General features: G+C 51.3%; 13 protein-coding genes. 3 read left to right on the top strand and 10 right to left on the bottom strand.

Annotated elements, in window-relative coordinates; translation table 11 throughout:
- Positions 1-46: 46 nt before the first annotated feature.
- From atpB to J0X19_RS09875, 3 genes are all read right to left on the bottom strand, one after another.
- On the bottom strand, positions 47-1,111 hold the full coding sequence (atpB, locus tag J0X19_RS09865) for a F0F1 ATP synthase subunit A (RefSeq protein WP_206984190.1): 1,065 nt from the start codon (positions 1,109-1,111) through the stop codon (positions 47-49).
- Between the two features lie 33 nt (positions 1,112-1,144).
- Positions 1,145-1,531, bottom strand: coding sequence for a hypothetical protein (locus J0X19_RS09870; protein ID WP_206984191.1), 387 nt, complete (start codon positions 1,529-1,531; stop codon positions 1,145-1,147).
- A gap of 155 nt (positions 1,532-1,686) precedes the next feature.
- The gene (locus J0X19_RS09875) at positions 1,687-1,911 is read right to left on the bottom strand and encodes an AtpZ/AtpI family protein (protein ID WP_206984192.1); all 225 of its coding nucleotides are present in this window, start codon (positions 1,909-1,911) and stop codon (positions 1,687-1,689) included.
- Between the two features lie 217 nt (positions 1,912-2,128).
- Here J0X19_RS09875 and porW point away from each other — a divergent pair, with 217 nt between their 5' ends.
- From porW to uvrC, 3 genes are all read left to right on the top strand, one after another.
- Positions 2,129-5,236: a type IX secretion system periplasmic lipoprotein PorW/SprE gene (porW, locus tag J0X19_RS09880; protein ID WP_206984193.1), complete on the top strand. Its 3,108-nt coding sequence runs from the start codon at positions 2,129-2,131 to the stop codon at positions 5,234-5,236.
- A 114-nt stretch (positions 5,237-5,350) separates the two neighbouring features.
- On the top strand, positions 5,351-7,687 hold the full coding sequence (locus J0X19_RS09885; protein WP_206984194.1) for a penicillin-binding protein 1A: 2,337 nt from the start codon (positions 5,351-5,353) through the stop codon (positions 7,685-7,687).
- Between the two features lie 159 nt (positions 7,688-7,846).
- Positions 7,847-9,661, top strand: coding sequence for an excinuclease ABC subunit UvrC (gene uvrC, locus J0X19_RS09890; RefSeq protein WP_206984195.1), 1,815 nt, complete (start codon positions 7,847-7,849; stop codon positions 9,659-9,661).
- Positions 9,662-9,729: 68 nt separating this feature from the next.
- Here uvrC and porN read toward each other — a convergent pair whose 3' ends face one another.
- From porN to J0X19_RS09925, 7 genes are all read right to left on the bottom strand, one after another.
- Positions 9,730-10,605 (bottom strand): type IX secretion system ring subunit PorN/GldN, encoded by an 876-nt coding sequence (gene porN / locus J0X19_RS09895; protein WP_206984196.1) that lies wholly within the window; start codon positions 10,603-10,605, stop codon positions 9,730-9,732.
- Positions 10,606-10,652: 47 nt separating this feature from the next.
- Positions 10,653-12,239 (bottom strand): type IX secretion system motor protein PorM/GldM, encoded by a 1,587-nt coding sequence (porM, locus tag J0X19_RS09900; protein WP_206984197.1) that lies wholly within the window; start codon positions 12,237-12,239, stop codon positions 10,653-10,655.
- Positions 12,240-12,291: 52 nt separating this feature from the next.
- On the bottom strand, positions 12,292-13,098 hold the full coding sequence (gene porL / locus J0X19_RS09905) for a type IX secretion system motor protein PorL/GldL (RefSeq protein WP_206984198.1): 807 nt from the start codon (positions 13,096-13,098) through the stop codon (positions 12,292-12,294).
- Positions 13,099-13,188: 90 nt separating this feature from the next.
- Entirely contained in the window at positions 13,189-14,208 is a 1,020-nt protein-coding gene (porK, locus tag J0X19_RS09910; protein ID WP_206984199.1) for a T9SS ring complex lipoprotein PorK/GldK, read from the bottom strand.
- A gap of 237 nt (positions 14,209-14,445) precedes the next feature.
- On the bottom strand, positions 14,446-15,435 hold the full coding sequence (locus tag J0X19_RS09915) for a PorP/SprF family type IX secretion system membrane protein (RefSeq protein ID WP_206984200.1): 990 nt from the start codon (positions 15,433-15,435) through the stop codon (positions 14,446-14,448).
- Between the two features lie 143 nt (positions 15,436-15,578).
- Positions 15,579-16,409, bottom strand: a complete 831-nt coding sequence (locus tag J0X19_RS09920) for a uroporphyrinogen-III synthase (protein ID WP_206984201.1) — start codon at positions 16,407-16,409, stop codon at positions 15,579-15,581.
- Positions 16,410-16,485: 76 nt separating this feature from the next.
- Positions 16,486-17,691, bottom strand: coding sequence for a DUF4271 domain-containing protein (locus J0X19_RS09925; protein WP_206984202.1), 1,206 nt, complete (start codon positions 17,689-17,691; stop codon positions 16,486-16,488).

The following is a 17,691-nucleotide window of genomic DNA, read 5'->3' on the forward strand; positions in this document are numbered from 1 at the left end:
AACAGAGTTTTGGGGAAGTGAAAAACGAAAAAGAGAGTTAAAAAGCTTAGTGGGCGTGGTTGGCGTGGGCGTTGTCGGCACCGTCGCCGCCACCCATCTGGTAGTCGGCATCGTGGTGCTCTTCCACTGCGCCACCGATATACATGGCCGTGAGCAGCGTGAAGATGTACGCCTGCAGGATGGCTACTAACAGCTCAAGCATGTTGATGAACAAGCCAAAAGCAAGCGTAACCGGCGCAACACCAACGTTGCGGAAGATGAAAATGAGCGAGATGAAGCTCAGGATTACAATGTGGCCCGCCGTGATGTTAGCAAACAGACGAACCATCAACGAGAAAGGCTTTACGAGGATACCGATGAGTTCCACCGGAATCATGATGGGCAGCAATGCCTTCGGTACGCCGGGCGTAGCGAAGATGTGGTGCCAGTAGTTCTTGTTGGAGCTGAACAGTGTAATAAGCAAAGTCAACACGGCCAGCGTCAGGGTCACGGCAATGTTGCCGGTGAGGTTAGCGCCACCTGGAAGCAAGCCGAGCAGGTTATTGAACCAGATAAAGAAGAAAACCGTGAGCAGATACGGCATATACCGCTTGTACTTCGGGCCGATAGACTTTTTGGCTACTTCGTCGCGCACAAATACGATGATAGGCTCGAAGAACGACTGGATGCCTTTTGGTGCTCCGGTACCGCGCTTGGCATAGCCGCGCGCAACCGTTGTGAATACCACTACCAGCAACAGCGCGCTCAACATAAGTGAGGCAACGTTTTTGGTAATCGAAAAATCGTATACCTTGCTACCGTCTTCGGCTTCCAGATGCTCATGCTCCAGTTTCAGACCGTCGTATTCCTTGCCTTCGGCCAAGTTGCGCGAAGAGAAAACCGACAAACCTTTATTAGGACGATACGCAATGACGGGTAGGTACGTAGTGTAATGGTCGTCGCGGTCGGTGGAAAACCAGTGCCACTCGTGCGAGTCGCCGATGTGGTGCAGAATCATCTCACCGGGGCTGAAAGCCTCCTTATCGGTGGCTTCGGCCGTTGTAGCGGCAGGCTCGTTGGCGAAAACGGGAAGCGTGAGAATACAGAAAAGTGCTATCAGTAAGCGCTTCATTCAGAGTGGCTTAAGGTGAGGTTCACTGAAAATTCATTTTGTGATTTCACCCGGTTTTGAAAACGGGCGCAAGTTACTCAGAACGCTCCAGACTTCAAACCCGGAGTAGAGAAAATAGCCGACGAAGAACACCCCGAGGAAGGCATAGGTACCCGCGCCTTCATGCGCCCCCCCGGTGTACAGGTACACGAGCACAACTACAGCCGAGAGGAGTAGCCGCACGACCATCGAACTGAAGTAGGCCACCATGAAATTGTTGGGGTTGGCGCGTACGAGCCGTGCCGTAAACCAATAAGTAGCAGCCGTGAGTGCGGCGTAATACCCCAGCACGTAAGATGCCAACGGATGCACAACAGCCGTACCATAGCGGGCATGCAGCAAATACAGCGTACCGTAGAGCAGCAGAGTCAGCAGTAGCAAATGACCGAGGAACCTTAGCAAACCGAATACTTGGAAACGAGCTTATAGATTAAAACACCCTTAAAAAGGGGGCACAAAGGTAGTAAGCAAAAGAATAGAAATATCCTTTGGTGTAATATCATTTCATTTGTTGCTCATCTACTGTGTGATAGGCGCTACTCGTTCGACACTGAGCGAATCACCTGATACATGGCCGCAAATACGGATACCAGCATCAGCACGATGGTTGCCCAGGGGCTAATACCGAAACGGCCATCAAGCCAAATGCCCAGCCAAGTCCCTAAGCCAATAACGGCCAGCATTTGCAGGCCCAGACCAGAGTATTTAATGAAATTATTGCCGCGTGGGCGCTGCGAGTTAGGGGAGGGAGTGGCAGGCATAGTGGGTGGAATAAAGCTGGTAATACAGGCTTCTTACGCCTGTGTTGGGCCCAGGTGACAGTAGGATAAGCAAAGCACCGGCAAGGGCTGAGAAAAAGCGTAATTTTACTGACTGAATGACGTTGTGACTTATACGCAACGGTGCGCAGCCTGAACAATTTGGTCGGCTACGTGCGTTGGCGTAGCTGTAAATCCGTACTTCCGACCTGTTCTTGCCTTGACTCGATACTCGACTTTTCGCCTGTTTTCCGTTCCGGTGGCTGCGTTGCTGCTTATGGCTGGCATGGGTGGCTGTGCCTCGGAGCGCCGTAGCATGGTAGGCCACGCCTACGACAACGTAGTAGCCCGCGACAATGGCTACTTTCTGGGCCGGGAGAAACTACGCGCGGTAGAGGCCAAGCTGTACGCGGCGCGGCAGAACGACTACAACCGCACGCTGCCTCTATTCCCGACACTGGACGAAGCTACCGTAGCCACTGTGGCTACCGATTTGGAAGATGTGGTGAAGAAAGCATCGTTGCCCATTCAGTACCGGTCGGCTTCTGACTGGACCGACGACGCCTACCTGCTGATTGGAAAGAGCCGCTTCTATAAAATGGAGTACGAAGACGCGGCCAAAACTTTCAAATACGTTAACAGCACCAGCAAAGACCCGAATGCTAAGCATGAAGCCTTGATTTGGCTGATGCGCACTTTCTTGGCAACCAAGGAGCTGGAAAATGCCAAGGCGGTATCCGACGTGTTGGATAAAGAAGAAGGCCGGGAGAGCAACGCCAAGGAACTGTTCTTAACCCGCGCCGACTACTACCTCAAAATAGACGAGCCAGCCAAGGCCATTGAGAACCTGGAGAAGGCCGTGCCGTTGGTGGAGCCCAAGAACGAACAGTCGCGCACCCGTTACATTCTGGCCCAGCTGTATCAGGCGCAGGGTGAAGACAAGAAAGCCTACGCGGAACTCAATAAGATTCTGAAGAAGAACCCACCTTATGAACTAGACTTCTTCTCGAAACTGATGCTGGGCCAGGTTTCCGATTTGAACCAGGACGACAAAACCCGGCTCGATAAGTATTTCGCCAAGCTGCTGAAGGACACTAAGAATAAAGAGTACCGCGACAAAATCTACTATGAAATGGCGCGGCTCAATTATCGGCAGCAGCGCTACGAGGAAGCACTAGCGCTGCTTCGGCAGTCGGCACGGGCGGGCGGCAGCAACAAGGCCCAGAAGTCGTACACGTATCTGTTGGCGGGGCGCATCTACTACGAGAACCTCCAGAAATACCGCTTGGCGGCGGCTTACTATGATAGCACGGTGCAAAGCCTACCCAAGGAAGCACCTGATTATGCAGCCATTTCAGAGCGGGCGGGTATTCTGAAAGATTTTGCCCAGCAGGCCACCATCATTGAAACGCAGGACAGCCTGCAGACGCTGGCGCGCTTGGATACCGTGGAGTTGCGCACGCGCCTAACGGCCGTTGCCGACGCCGAGTTGGAAGCAAAGCGCAAAGCCGCTGAGGCGCTTGCCCTGAAACAGGAGCGCGACAACAACCGGCAAACCGCAACGGGCGTGAGTACCTCTCGCGACCTACAAACCGACATAAACTCAGAAGACTTCATTAATGGCAGTACCGGGGCCAAGTGGTATTTCGACAACCCTACGGCCATGAGTACCGCCCGGGCCGACTTCATTCGCAAATGGGGCGACCGGCCGCTACAAGACAACTGGCGTACCGTAACGGTAGTCAGCTCTTCGCCCGTCACGCCTAATGGCGGCAATGTGCCGGTTAGCATTGCGGGGGCCAACCAAAGCAAAGTAACCGCCGGCGCCACGGATGGCCTAGGCCAAGCTACCGCAGATGCAGACCCAGCCACTCAGCGCAAGGCCTTGGTAGCGAAGTATCGGCAGGCGCTGCCGCTCACCAGCGCACAAATGGCGGTTTCGGAGAAGCAAGTAGAAGAGGCGTTGTTTGCATTGGGCGGCATCTATAACCAGCAGCTACGGGAGCAAGTACCGGCCGCCGAAACGTATGAGAAGCTGCTCACGCGTTTCCCGCGCACCACTCATTCGCCGGAAACTTACTACAGCCTGTACCTTATTTATAAAGAGCAGAAAGAGCTGGCCAAGGCTGAAATCTACGCCCAAAAGCTGCGCCAGGAGTTTCCAACATCTGCCTACGCCCGGCTCGCCGCCGACCCTGAATACTTACGGCGTACGTCGTTGGTGAACAAGGAAGTAGCCATTCAGGTGGATTCAGCTTTCGTGCTTTATAAAAACCAGGACTTCAAAAAGGCTTCGGCGCTGCTGGCCGCTACCGCCAAGAAGTTTCCGGAAAACGACCTCAACGACCGAATAGCCTTCCTGAACGCGCTGCTGGATACGCGCACCCAAACGCCACCCGTGGCCAAGGCTGCGGTAGAGAAATTCCTAAAGGACTATCCTCAGTCGCCTCTAACCGGGCAGGCTCGTACGTTGCTGACGTCCTACCAGAAATACAGCACCGGCGAAATTCAGGGGGCTTTGGCTTCCACGGAGAAACCTACCGTGTCTATGTTCCGCCCTGGCGAGGTCAACAACCGGGTCCGCATCATTTATGACACGCCTGTAATGCCTAAAGCAACTCTTACCACTCCAGCACCCAAAGTGGAAGCTCCGGCTACTCCCGAATCGGGTAAGCAGCCCGCTGATAAAGCAGTTAAGTCAACTACTCCCGCCGACTCATCGGCAGTGCCGGCAGCTACTCCGGCTGCCCCGGCCATCGACCCTGTGAAAGCAGCTCGGATGGCGGCGGCTCAAGCACGCGCCCGAGGCAAAAAACCTGCAAAATCTGCTCCCATAGCAAATACTCCAGCCACTACGCCTCCGGTTCCTACCCCTACCACAACTCCCACGCCATCCGCTACTACGCCGCAGCCTGCCACCACCCCTGCCCCGCCGGCTCCGGCTACTCCAGCTTCGCCTTATGCGGCTACGCTTAACCCGGCAGGTGCTCACGCGGTGGTTCTGGTCTTTCCGAAAGCAGCCGTTCCGTTGCAAGGTTTGCCAGCACAGCTTGGCACCTACAACAGCCGTTTCTTTAAAGCCAGCAACTTGCAAGTGCAGCAACAACCCCTCAGCGAATCGTTGGAACTAGTAGTCATACAGGGCTTAACCAGCGCCAAAGTGGCTCAAGGATACGCCTTGAAATTGCGCGGGCCTCAATCGCCGCTAAGCCGACTGCGGGGCGCGGGTTACCAAACGTTGGTTGTCGGTATTGATAACCTACCACTGCTGCTCCAGCGCCGCGACGTAGAGGAATACCAGCGTTTTTACGAGCAGAAATACCGTTAAATTCAATTAGAGGTTAAGAGGCACGCTATTGAGAACATTCCGCTGACCCATTTGCCAGAGTCCAGCTAAGCTTTTCAATTCTTGGTTTTTAATTTCTAGTTCTTAATTCAAAAAATGGCTCAACCTGCCACTAAGTCTAAAAACACTCCCCGTAAACCGCAGCGGTCTGGCCGCTTTACTGCCTTCACGCGCACCTTGTGGGTGCTGTTTGGCGGTGGTTTTTTTGCCTTCTTGCTGTACATTCTGGCGGTTAGCGTCAATTTCCTGAACCTGTTCGGGCAAATGCCCAACCTCAAGTCGTTGGAAAGCCCGCGCAGTGAGTTGGCCTCAGAAGTGTATTCAGCCGACGGGGTGCTTATGGGCAAATACTTCCGCGAAAACCGCACGCCTGTTAGCTACGAGGAGCTAGCCCAAACCACCATCGATGCCCTGATTGCTACCGAAGATGCCCGCTTCGAGCAGCATTCCGGTATCGACCCGAAGGCCATGGCACGGGTAGTGAAAGGCTTGGTAGGCGGCGGCAAAAGCGGTGGGGGCTCTACCCTTAGCCAGCAATTGGCCAAGATGCTGTTCCGCACTCGGGAAGACCTCAACGACGGCAAGCTGAACGATGTGCCCGGCTTGCGCATGGTCATCACCAAAACCAAAGAATGGATTTTGGCCGTGCGGCTGGAACGCAACTATACCAAGCGCGAAATTCTGCGCATGTACCTCAATACGGCCGAGTTTGGCTCAAATGCCTTCGGGATTAACGTAGCCGCGAAAACCTTCTTCAACAAGCACCCCCGTGACTTGAAACTAGAAGAATCGGCGCTATTGGTAGGGCTGGTAAACGGCCCCTCGTGGTTCAACCCGGTGCGCAACCCAGAACGCTCCAAGCGCCGCCGCGACTGGGTGTTGAGCCAAATGCGCAAGTACAATTACATTCCGGAAGCCACGTACACTGCCACTGTAGCCAAGCCCATCAAGCTCGACTACAAGGTGGAAAACCAAAACGAGGGTATTGCGCCGTATTTCCGCACCGAGCTTAGCAAAGAGCTGCGCGAATGGGCCAAGGAAACCGAGCACGACCTCTACGCCGATGGCCTGAAGATTTACACTACCATCGACTCTCGGATGCAGAAATATGCTGAGGCCGCCGTGGCTGAGCACATGAAGCTGCAACAGAAGTGGTTTGATCAGCAGTGGAAAGGTCAGCAGCCGTGGCGTGACGAAAACGGCCGCGTGATTCCAAACTTCCTGAGCAACTCTATCAAGCGCACGGCTCGGTATCAGTCGCTAAATGCCCGCTACGATGGCAACAAAGACTCCATCAAGTACTACTTGAATAAGAAGTACAAGATGAAAGTCTTCACTTGGAACGGGGGTGAAAAGGAAGTGAATATGTCGCCGATGGACTCATTGGCCTACTATAAGCGGCTGTTACATTCCGGCTTTATGGCCATGAACCCCCTGAACGGCCAGATAAAGGCCTGGGTAGGCGGCATCAACTACAAATACATCAAGTACGACCACGTAAAGCAAGGCAAGCGTCAGCCAGGCTCCACATTTAAACCGTTCGTGTATGTAGCCGCCATCGACCAGGGCTTCTCCCCTTGCTACCAGCGCCCCGACGTAGCTACTACCTTCCCGGCCGAGCGGGGCCGCCCGGCCTATACCCCTCGCAACTTCGAGGGCTCGTACTCGGGTCGCACCTTCACGCTGCGGCAAGCCTTGGCTCGGTCCATGAACTCCATTACGGCCTGGCTGGTACAGAAAATAGGCCCTGATGTAATTGCCACCTACGCCAAAAACATGGGTATTACGTCGCCTATTGACGCCGTGCCCGCCATTGGATTTGGCTCTTCCGATGTTAGTATTTATGAATTGACTGGTGCGTATAGCACGTTTGTCAACAAGGGCGTTTGGACCCAGCCCATCATGGTAACGCGCATCGAAGACAAAAACCAGAACGTCCTTCGTGAATTTGTGCCCCGGACCCGCACGCCGTTGAGCGAAGAAACTGCTTACCTGATGACCTATATGCTGCGGGGCGCAACCGAAGAACAAGGCGGCACCAGCATCATTCTGAAAGGCGGTTTCAAGTTTCCTTATGAAATGGGTGCCAAAACCGGTACTACCTCCAACTACTCCGACGGCTGGTTTATGGGCCTCACGCCCAACCTCGTCTGTGGCATGTGGGTGGGCGGCGAAGACCGGAGCATCCACTTCCGCACTGGCGCGTACGGCCAAGGCTCCCGCTTGGCGTTGCCGCTCTATGGCATCTTTATGAAGAAGGTGTACGCCGATAAAAACATCGACATCGACAAAAAGCCTTTTCCAAGGCCCGATACCCTAAGTGTGGAAATAGACTGCTCACGCTACTACAACGGCGCCAAGCGCGACACTATCCCGTACGACCAGAAACTCAACCAGGCCGACTTAGACGACCTTAACAACGAGGATATCTAATTGCTTGTTGCTTGCAACATAAAACAAGAAATGACCAGCGACTTTTGCTGGTCATTTCTTGTTTAAGCAGGTTGGGTAGCATATTCTACCCTTCTTGTTGCTATTCGAACTACCTGTTTGAATCAGCGTACCACAACTACCAGCGCAAACCCACTATTTATGGCCGCCCAAGCCCATCTACAAGACCAGATTCGCCAGCTGCCGCACCGCCCAGGTGTGTACAAGTACTTCGACGACGAAGGCATCATCTACGTGGGTAAAGCCATAGACTTGCGTAAGCGGGTGAGCAGCTATTTCACCAAGCAGGACCACAACAAAAAGACGCAGCAGCTTGTCAAGAATATTAAGCGCATCGAATTCACCATTGTAGATAGTGAATCAGATGCTTTTCTGCTGGAAAACAACCTCATTAAGCAGCATCAGCCCAAGTACAACATCCTACTCAAGGATGGCAAAACCTATCCTTACCTGCTGCTAACCAACGAACGGTTTCCGCGCCTTATTCCCACGCGCAACAAAGTCCCCGGCGACGGTCATTACTTCGGGCCGTATGCCAATGGGTCTTCACTAAACGTGGTATTGGAGCTGATTCGGGCATTGTACCCGCTACGTACCTGCACGTATAATCTTGCCCCGCAAAACATAGCTGCTGGCAAGTTCAAGGTGTGCCTGGAGTATCACTTGGGTAATTGCAAAGGTCCGTGCGAGGGCCTGCAAGATGAAGAAACCTACAACCAGTACATCCAGCAGATCCGGCAGATTCTTAATGGCAACCTGAGTATTCCTAAGCAATACTTCCGGGAGAAGATGACGCAGGCAGCACAGGAAATGCAGTATGAACTAGCCCATCAATTCAAGCAGAAGCTCGACCGGCTGGATGCGTTTCAGGCTAAGAGCACTATCGTCAACGCGTCGCTCTCCAATATTGACGTCTTTAGTATTGCCTCCAACGAAAAGCTGTCGTTCATCAACTATTTGAAGGTAATGAACGGCTCTATCATTCTCACGCAGTCGGTAGAGGTACAAAAGAAACTCGACGAACCCGATGAGGAAATTTTGGCCGTAATGCTGATGCAAATGCGCCAAGAGTTTGATAGCCAATCCAAGGAAATTCTCACCAATGTTGCCTTGCCGGTCTTGCCCCTGCCTGGCGTCACCATCACGCAGCCACAAATCGGCGACAAGCGCAAGCTGCTGGAGCTTAGCATCAAGAACGTGCTGTACCTGCGCAAGGAAAAGGAGAGCATGAATGAGCGCAGCAAGGACCTGAATGAGGTCCGGATTATGGAAACCATCAAGAAAGACTTGCGCCTAACGGAGCTGCCTAAGCACATCGAATGCTTCGACAACTCCAACTTCCAGGGCGACAATCCGGTGGCTGCCATGGTGTGTTTTCGCAACGCTAAGGCTAGCAAGAAAGACTACCGCCATTACCATATCAAAACCGTGGTAGGCCCCAACGACTTCGACTCCATGTACGAAGTCGTGTCGCGCCGCTACCGCCGCCTTGTTGACGAAGGCGCTTCACTTCCCCAACTCATTATTATCGATGGCGGCAAAGGACAGCTGGGCATGGCTGTTAAGGCACTGAAAGACCTTAGCCTTTGGGGTCAGATAGCCGTGATTGGCATTGCCAAACGCCTCGAAGAAATCTACGTTCCCAACGACCCTCTGCCACTTTACATCGATAAGAAAAGCGAGTCATTACGCCTTTTTCAGCGCATGCGCGACGAAGTGCACCGCTTCGGCATCACCTTCCACCGCAGCCGCCGCGACGCTGCTACGCTCAAGACGGAACTAACCGATGTTAAGGGGCTTGGCCCCATTACTGCCGATAAATTGTTGAGCAAGTTTAAATCGGTTAAGAAGATCAGAGAACTGAGTGAAGCGGAGCTAGTATCGGAAGTAGGCAAAGCAAAAGCTCGAGTCTTGATCAACTACTTCTCTCAGCAAGAACAAGCTTCTCCTGAATAGAAGGCAAAGAAAAAGCCCCAGCCGTATTGGCTGGGGCTTTTTCGTCTAAGATTAGAACCTTCGTAGCTCTAGAAGCTCCAGAGGTTATACTCGTACTCAATAAGGTCAGCGGCTGCTTGCTGCGAAGCCAGAATACCTTGCTGCTGCCCACCGTAGATTTCGTCCAGACGAGCATCATTCGGGTTCGAAACCTTCACGATGTACGAATTGAACAACCACAGCTCAAACGCATCAGCTAAGTTCTTGTGTTGGGCATCGTTCTGCGAATTGAACCAGATAGCCTTATCCGGATTATTGCGGAACACCTTCACCAAGTCACTGTACTTGAACGTGGCAATTGGTTTTTCAATACCCGAAGTATTGGAAGCCAACGTGGAAGGAACTACTAAGGTGATGGTTTTGATGTCGTGATACATTCTCGACCGTTTCTTATCGAAGATCATATCCTCTTTCAATTCCATCTGGTACAAGTCCTTGTAACGGTACTCGTAGCTAGGCGGCGGAGCTGGCTTTTTAGCAACTGGCTTGCTGCCCTTTTTAGGCTTCGGAGCGCCCCAATCGTCAGCCGATTCGTCAGAGAAGCCTGCTGCTCTTTCTTCGTCGCTGAGGCCCGCACTAGCTTCAGCGTAGGACATATTGCCTGTCACTTCGGCTGGGGTGAAGGTTCTGGTCAACGAATCATTGCGGTAAGCCATCAACTCGCCTCGCTTCACGGCATCAATGATTACCCGGCTGATTTCTTTGCCTTCCGAGAACATCGGCTTGTTTTGCTTTTCACGCAAATCAACGGCCCGCAGAATCGTTTTGCGGAACATGATATCCGAATTCGGAATCGGGCGATACGAGCCGTTGCTGCTCGCCGTAGTGGCTTGTTCCTGTGCCGACGCTGCCCCTGACAGCATCAGACCAGCCGTCAGAGCGGCGAGAGAAAAGAATTTGTTCATACCGGGATAATCAAAAAGGAGCTGCAGTTAGTTCAGTGGAATAACGCTTACAGCAGCGGAATATTGAATTGCTTCGACACATTCACGTCCTCAGTGTTATTCTGGAAGTTCATGCGCTGCACTTGTTTTACTTCGATGTAAAGACGGTCGCCTTCACGAGCACTATTTACTACGCTACTCAAGTCAACAGTCGGGCCATTAACCGGAATCATTGGCATGGCCGGGCGCTTGCCGCGTACCAGCGTGATTTCGTAGCGCGACACACGGTAACGTGCATCCTCCGGCAGGAACGTAGCGAAACCAGCGTCTGGTACGGCACGCAGTTGCATGTTCCGTACTGCCGTGATTGGCGTGCCCTGCTTCTCGTTAGCCTCACGGCCACCCACGATGCACTTAATTTCTGGCTTAGGAATCGGGCGAACCTGGAAGGTTTGCGAACCAATGGCGTTACCGCCGCTGCTTACGTTCAGAGTTACTTCTTTCGAGTTTGGTACCAACGTTACCTCACCTTTAGCCGAACCCTTGATGGTGGCAGCACCCGAAGCCGAGAAGCTAGGATCATACTGAGCACCCAAAGCAGGTACTTGTACACTCAGCTTGTTACCGCAACGGAAATACAGCGCCTGTACCGAAGCCGACTGCACCTGCATCACAGGTTTAGTAATCGTGTAAGGCACAGTAACTTTGAAAGTAGTATCACGGCCGTTTTGCTTGAAGCGGATGGTACCAGTCCAGTTAGCTTTAGCGTTGCCAGCAGCATCAAAGTTGCCCGGACGAGCTGTAAATTCTACTTTGCCTTTGCCAGTAGTAGCATCAACAGCCAACGGGGAGCCATTCAGCGTCATAGATGGCTTAAGGCCGGAAGCTGAAGCCGTCAAAAACAGCTCTGCTTTATACTTAGTACCAGCAGCCACTGTGTTCGACTCAGCACTAGCGAAAGCGCCCACTTTATCGAATACAATGATGGTACCACCAACTTCCTGCGACAACTTAGTTAGTGCATCAGACTCGTACTTCAGCACTTCCGTTTCCTTCTGAGAAAGAGTAGCGAGAGCAGCAACTAATGGAGTGTTCTCGAAATTCAACTCAGCAAAGTTTTTGCTACGCTGTTCCGGGTCGGTTACCGTTGGATCGTCTTTCGCATCGAGCGCTAAAGGCGTAGCACTTGGCACAATTCCTTTAATATAAGTTGAGTAAGCATTAAGCTTCTCTTTCATATCATAGGCAGCGCCGTTACGCTTACCACCAAGCATAGTAGTAGCAACTTTGTCTTCGGCGCTCATATTCTTATACTCGTTCTTGCCTTTGGTATTTTCCGTGGCCGTTACGAGTTTGTCACGAACACCACGCAGATAATCTATCATCTGCTTGGTACGGGTCCGAACCTCTTCACTTTGCTTTAGAATGGCTACATCCTTGGATGTATTGCGGTTTTTTTCAACCTGTGCCGCAATACCTTTTACAGTACCATCATGGTCCTTAGATACCTTTTCGTTCATTCCGAAAAGGCTATCGTCAAGGAATTTAAACTTCAGCAAGATTGCTGAGTTTACTTGCAGAGCCAGAAGAGCAGTCAGTACCAAGTACATCATGCCGATCATCTTCTGCCGTGGGGTTTCTTTTCCTCCCGCCATTGCGTCTACCTAATTTATAGTGGGCCCGAAGATTTTTCTGCTGTCTTAAAAACTAGCTGGTTGCACGCATAGCGTTCAACATGTTGCCATACACCCGGTTCAACGAGTTCAGGTTGCCGGTGAGAGCCGATACCTCTTCTTTGAACTTCTCGGTGTCTTTGCCGGCTTCGGTCAGGTTTTGCATAGCCTGGCTCAAAGTGCCGTAGAACTGGTTCATTGACTTGAGGTGCGTATTGGCATCCTGCAATTCCATTTCGTACACTGCGTTCAGAGCGCCCAGGTTTTTGGTAACCGTCTGCACCTGGATATGGTATTCTTTAGCATCTTTTGTGGCATCCGACATAGCACTCATTGCCTGAGCCGTGTTGGAGTACGCCTCGTTGATGCGCTCCAGCGACGTAGCAGCCGAACGAACTTTAGCCGTGTACTCATCGGTAGCGTTGGTAGCATCACCAAGCTTAGATAGTTGCTGAGTGGTAGTACTCAAGCGGTTCAAGCCTTGGCCCAGTGAAGAAATAGCCTCTGGAGTTACATTGGCATCTTTCAGCATATCGTCCAGCTTCTTGGTCAAACCTTTGCTGTTGCTCTGCTCTACTACTTTGTTGCTGCCAGTAGAAGGGTCGTAGCCTTCCGACAACTCAGGATATACAAGTGACCAGTCTGTGGTCTTCTCAGCAGGCTGAAATGCACTGAGTAAGAATATTAACGCTTCAGTACCTAGGCCAACGATTAGCATTTCGCTGGCACCTTCCCAGTGCTGAATTTTAAATAGAGCACCTACAATTACTACTGCGGCCCCGATGCCATAAACTTTAGGCATCAGCACATCATACAAAAAACTACCGCCTTTAGCTGCCATGTGATTTGGTTGTTTGAAAGAAGAGGTTGGTGATTGGAGGAAAAAGAAAAACTGGGTGGTGAGGGAATTTTATAATATGTAGAATTAAACTTAGTTCAAGCGGCTGTTCGTGCCCATACCAATCTGAATCATGGCAGTACGGAAGCCAATGAACGAACGAGAAGAATCTTGGTATTCGAAGTTGCGGGTACCGGTTTCGAGGAAATACGCAATATCTTTCCAAGAACCACCACGCACTACTTTGCGCGGCTCATTATCATCAGGATTGGTTGGGTTCATATCCCAAACCACTGGTACAGAAGCTTCCATATAAGCATCATCACACCATTCGGCTACGTTACCCGACATGTCGTACAGGCCAAAATCGTTGGGGAAGAATGCGCCTACTGGCGAGGTATATGCATAACCATCGGAAGCGTAGTCGCCACGACCCGGCTTAAAGTTAGCCAGCATGCAGCCTTTAGAGTTCCGCAGATAAGGGCCACCCCATGGATAGGTAGCGAGGTCACGGCCACCGCGAGCTGCGTACTCCCATTCAGCTTCAGAAGGCAGACGGAAGTTCGGGAAACCCGCTACCCCAGCCTCTTCATTAGCGGTGTTTTTGTGCTTGGTGCGCCAGTTACAGAAGTACTTAGCCGCAAACCAGTCAACCCCTACTACTGGGTAATCGTCGAAGGCTGGGTGCGTATAGTAATACTCCATCAATGGGTCGCCCATGTGATAGGTGAAGTCGCGCACCCATACCGTAGTATCGGGATAAAGTTCCGTCATCACATACTCTTCACCCAGCACATCAATCGAATCTTGCCGGATGGCATTCATGAACTGACGGTATTCGTTGTTGGTGATTTCCGTTTCATCCATGTAGAAGCCGGCAATAGTTACCTGCTTGTTCATGTTTACCATGGAAGCCGAGATGTCTTGATCAGTCTGGCCCATATGGAATGTACCACCGGGACAAGGCACCATCCCATAAGGTACCTCTTGCGGATTGAATTCGGGCCGATCCTCTGCCCCAACCAGGTCGCCTTGCGGTCCTTTGCCAAAACCACAGCCCCCTAGAAGCAGTGCCGAAAAGGCGACGAGAGGCAATACGAAAAACTTATTCATGTGAGGAAGTAAAATGACTGATGAGGCGGCGATACCAGAAGATTACAATTTTTAGGATTGGCAAATCTAACGAAACTTACGTTCGTGCGCAAGCCAAACGCTCAATGCCGTTCATTTGTCTGTGAACTGGCAGAGATGCCAGCTAAACGATGAAAAGCAACGAGTTAGTGCCCGCTTCTTAGAAAACCTTTCTCCACGCAATCAAAACGCCGGAATGACCCACCGCCAGCGACGAGCTTAGAAGCTGTAGCGTGGTGTGCGAATGGCTGGACGGCCATTGAGGTTGGGCTTAGCCAACCGATACGAGAGCATAATCTCGTGCGAACCAAGAGCCCGAGCATCTTGGTTGAATGCAATAAAATCGAAAGCATAGCCTATCCGCAACGCGTTGTCTTTCGCAAGCGCCAAACCAGCCATACCCGTAAATGATTCGTCGTAACGATATCCTACACCACCCCAGAACTTGTCATTGAATGTGGCTCGAACGTTTGCTTCGTACGAGTTATTCTTGAACGTGAACTTTCCATCATCACCAAACTTCCCGGGCATTACCATCTTCACTAATGCCGAAGGAGTAATTACAACGGACGAAGATGCTTCAATATTGTATCCGACGGTGAAATAAGAATGATTTTCACCGATATACCTCGCACTATTGCCACCAGTTACACTCTGGAAAGCATATTCAGAGCGAAGTAGGTTGTTTACGCTCAAACCTGCATACAAGGTTGGCGACTCGTACCATACCCCAACACCTGCATCAAACTTGCTGTCGGAGCCGTCACGCGGAATGCTCGAGTCATTTTCGTCAATAAACCGGTATTCACCCTTAGCGAGGTAATTGTAGACCCCTTGGATACCGATGCCCAATTTCCCTTCGCCTACTGCAATGTGCTTAGAGTAAGAGATTTGCGCGTTTGTCATCTCGAACTGCGCAATTTCGTCTCGGTATACGTGGAAACCGATACCACCGCCTAGCACTTGCACCGGGAAGGATCCCGTCAGCATGTAGGTTTTAGGCTCACCTCCTTGGTCGAAGGTTGCACCATAGTTGTAGTACTGATAGCGGCCGATTGCCGTTATCTCGCCTTGCCCTTTAATGCCGGCATAGGCGGGGTTGAGGTACATCCCATTGAAGCCATAGTGGGTGAACTGTGGCTGCTGTTGGGCGAAAGTAGTTCCTGCAATGGTCGTTAACAGGAGGGTGGAAAGTAAAGTTACCTTCATACAAACAACTGATTTAAGGTGTATTACGACTAGGGTGGGTCTATGGAAGAGGTTTCCAAATGTATGCAAAAAACCCTGTGCAACAAATCCTAAGTAAAAAACAAACGGGGAAGCAGATGTTTCTGCTTCCCCGTCCAGACGCATTAAGCGCTCTGTTTGCCGTTTTTGTTTTTCTCTTTTCCGATGTCCGGACCGTGGTGAATTCGGATGTATGCTTCGATAGCGCCAGTCATGGAAGGCGCATTGGGCTGCGGCGCTTCGATATCCAACTCTAAGCCAGCATCGGTAACTGCTTTGGCGGTTGTAGGACCGAAAGCGGCTATTCTAGTGCCATTTTGTTGAAAATCAGGAAAATTGATGAAGAGCGAACTAATGCCGGAAGGACTGAAGAAGGCAATGCAGTCATACTTCACATCACTAAGGTCAGAAAGGTCGCTGGCAACCGTGCGGTAAATGACAGCTTCTGTGAACTTGAAATTGTTGGCCCGCATGAATTCTGGAATATCATCCTTGCGGATATCCGAACATGGATACAAAAATTTCTCGCTCTTGTGCTTTTTGATTACTTCAAAAAGGTCGACTGCCGTGCGCTGCCCAACGAATAGCTTGCGTTTACGAAGCACAATGTACTTCTGTAAGTAGTTAGCAGTTTGCTCAGAAATACAGAAATATTTCATTTCGGCCGGCATTTCCAGCTTAGCCTCTTGGCAAATGCGGAAGAAATGGTCGACGGCGTTGCGGCTGGTGAAGATGACAGCCGTGTGCTCCAGGATGTTAATCTTCTCCTTCCGAAAGTCCTTGTATGATACAGGCTGTACCTCGATAAACTCGCGAAAATCCACCTTGATACCGTATTTATCGGCAATGGTGAAATAGGGCGATACGTCGGTAGTAGGCTTAGGCTGGGTGACAAGAATGCTGGAGATTCGCTTGGCATGGCGGCCTGTCCCCGGTTTGTCTTTGCTCTCGGCCATAGGGTAAAGGAAAGGGTAAGTCTAAGTCGATAAGAAAATTTGGCAACAGCCTATTCCCGCCTTGAAAAGCAGGAACTTAGTAGGTAAAAACTATGAGTTTGAGCAGAATTACTAAAGGAATTACTTCAGTGGCGCAAAGGTATGAAAACAAATGCAAATTTAAGAGGGAAGCCTTTCGGTGGAGTGTGCGTGCGACACGGATAACGGTGCCTATCAACAGCAAGGAAACCACCCCATTAGAAACCCAAAGTACAGTTTCGGGAAGCGTTTGGTTGAGCCCTAGGTAGAGCAGCATTACCATGGGTAAGAACAACCCTAGGAATAAGATGGTACGAATGAATTCGCGGTATTGCACTAATACCAACTCGCCAACATCAAATATGTAGCCAAGCAACTCCAGAAATAGATATTTCCCGAGTATAAACCCTGCTATCAAGCTGGTATAGAGCAACACCCGCGCTACCAGCGCTGATTCTGGCACATCGAACAGGCGCCGCAGAATAACGATGTTTTGCACATTGGTATGGATGGCTACCAAAAGCAACGCAAAGGACAAGGAGAACACCAAAACCAGCAGGATGTTCAGCCAAGTTACCGTGGGCTTTACCAGAAAATCCTGCTGGGCGGTGGAACGACTCCACAAACCTTCTAGCTGATAAATTCGGGCAAAGCCTGGCTGATAAGTAGCCCTGATGCTACCATATAGCAGCCCAATCAGAAGCAGAAAGCAAAGGAATACATTCTCTCCTGGGTGGCTACGCGTTAATGGTTGGGCGAAAGCCGTACGAACAGGCTTATTTATAGCGGTAGAGCTAGCTCTTACTAGCGCATCAGTAAAAGAACTCAAATTGGGGGCTACCTCTGGGTGCCACACGCAGAGCAGATGCGTTCCGTAACCTGTTCCCTTCGGAAGCAACCGACCCAAGTCCAGTGTATAAGAGGCCGTGGCGGCAGCCGTAAAAACCAAGCGGTTGTCTAGAAACAAGCTCTGGCCTTCACGTGCTGCAAAGCTGATTAGAAAGGGGCGCGCTGGATTGAGAGAAAGCCACTGATAATATGCATGCGCAGGAGCGTGATAATCCGGCAGATAAAGCACTAGCCGGTTCCGAGTGGCGTCGTGAATAAGCCAGTCAGCAGAAAGACCACTACGAGGAGCCAGGGGCAAGGGGCGATACTCAGCAGCCTGAGCTGAAACCAGGGTTGCTAGCGCAAACAACCACACAAACAGACACTGCTGAATACGAGTGCAGAAAGAGCGGCTGCTAGTAAGAAAATGGCTCAT

This window comes from Hymenobacter telluris (assembly GCF_017313265.1).
GTDB lineage: Bacteria > Bacteroidota > Bacteroidia > Cytophagales > Hymenobacteraceae > Hymenobacter > Hymenobacter telluris.

Excerpts from the sequence above, each read along its gene's own strand:
- J0X19_RS09920 (WP_206984201.1), bottom strand. The coding sequence starts at position 16,409 with ATGGCCGAGAGCAAAGACAAACCGGGGACAGGCCGCCATGCCAAGCGA.
- atpB (WP_206984190.1), bottom strand. The coding sequence starts at position 1,111 with ATGAAGCGCTTACTGATAGCACTTTTCTGTATTCTCACGCTTCCCGTT.
- porN (WP_206984196.1), bottom strand. The coding sequence starts at position 10,605 with ATGAACAAATTCTTTTCTCTCGCCGCTCTGACGGCTGGTCTGATGCTG.
- porM (WP_206984197.1), bottom strand. The coding sequence starts at position 12,239 with ATGGCGGGAGGAAAAGAAACCCCACGGCAGAAGATGATCGGCATGATG.
- porL (WP_206984198.1), bottom strand. The coding sequence starts at position 13,098 with ATGGCAGCTAAAGGCGGTAGTTTTTTGTATGATGTGCTGATGCCTAAA.
- J0X19_RS09875 (WP_206984192.1), bottom strand. The coding sequence starts at position 1,911 with ATGCCTGCCACTCCCTCCCCTAACTCGCAGCGCCCACGCGGCAATAAT.
- uvrC (WP_206984195.1), top strand. The coding sequence starts at position 7,847 with ATGGCCGCCCAAGCCCATCTACAAGACCAGATTCGCCAGCTGCCGCAC.
- J0X19_RS09915 (WP_206984200.1), bottom strand. The coding sequence starts at position 15,435 with ATGAAGGTAACTTTACTTTCCACCCTCCTGTTAACGACCATTGCAGGA.
- J0X19_RS09885 (WP_206984194.1), top strand. The coding sequence starts at position 5,351 with ATGGCTCAACCTGCCACTAAGTCTAAAAACACTCCCCGTAAACCGCAG.
- J0X19_RS09925 (WP_206984202.1), bottom strand. The coding sequence starts at position 17,691 with ATGAGCCATTTTCTTACTAGCAGCCGCTCTTTCTGCACTCGTATTCAG.
- porK (WP_206984199.1), bottom strand. The coding sequence starts at position 14,208 with ATGAATAAGTTTTTCGTATTGCCTCTCGTCGCCTTTTCGGCACTGCTT.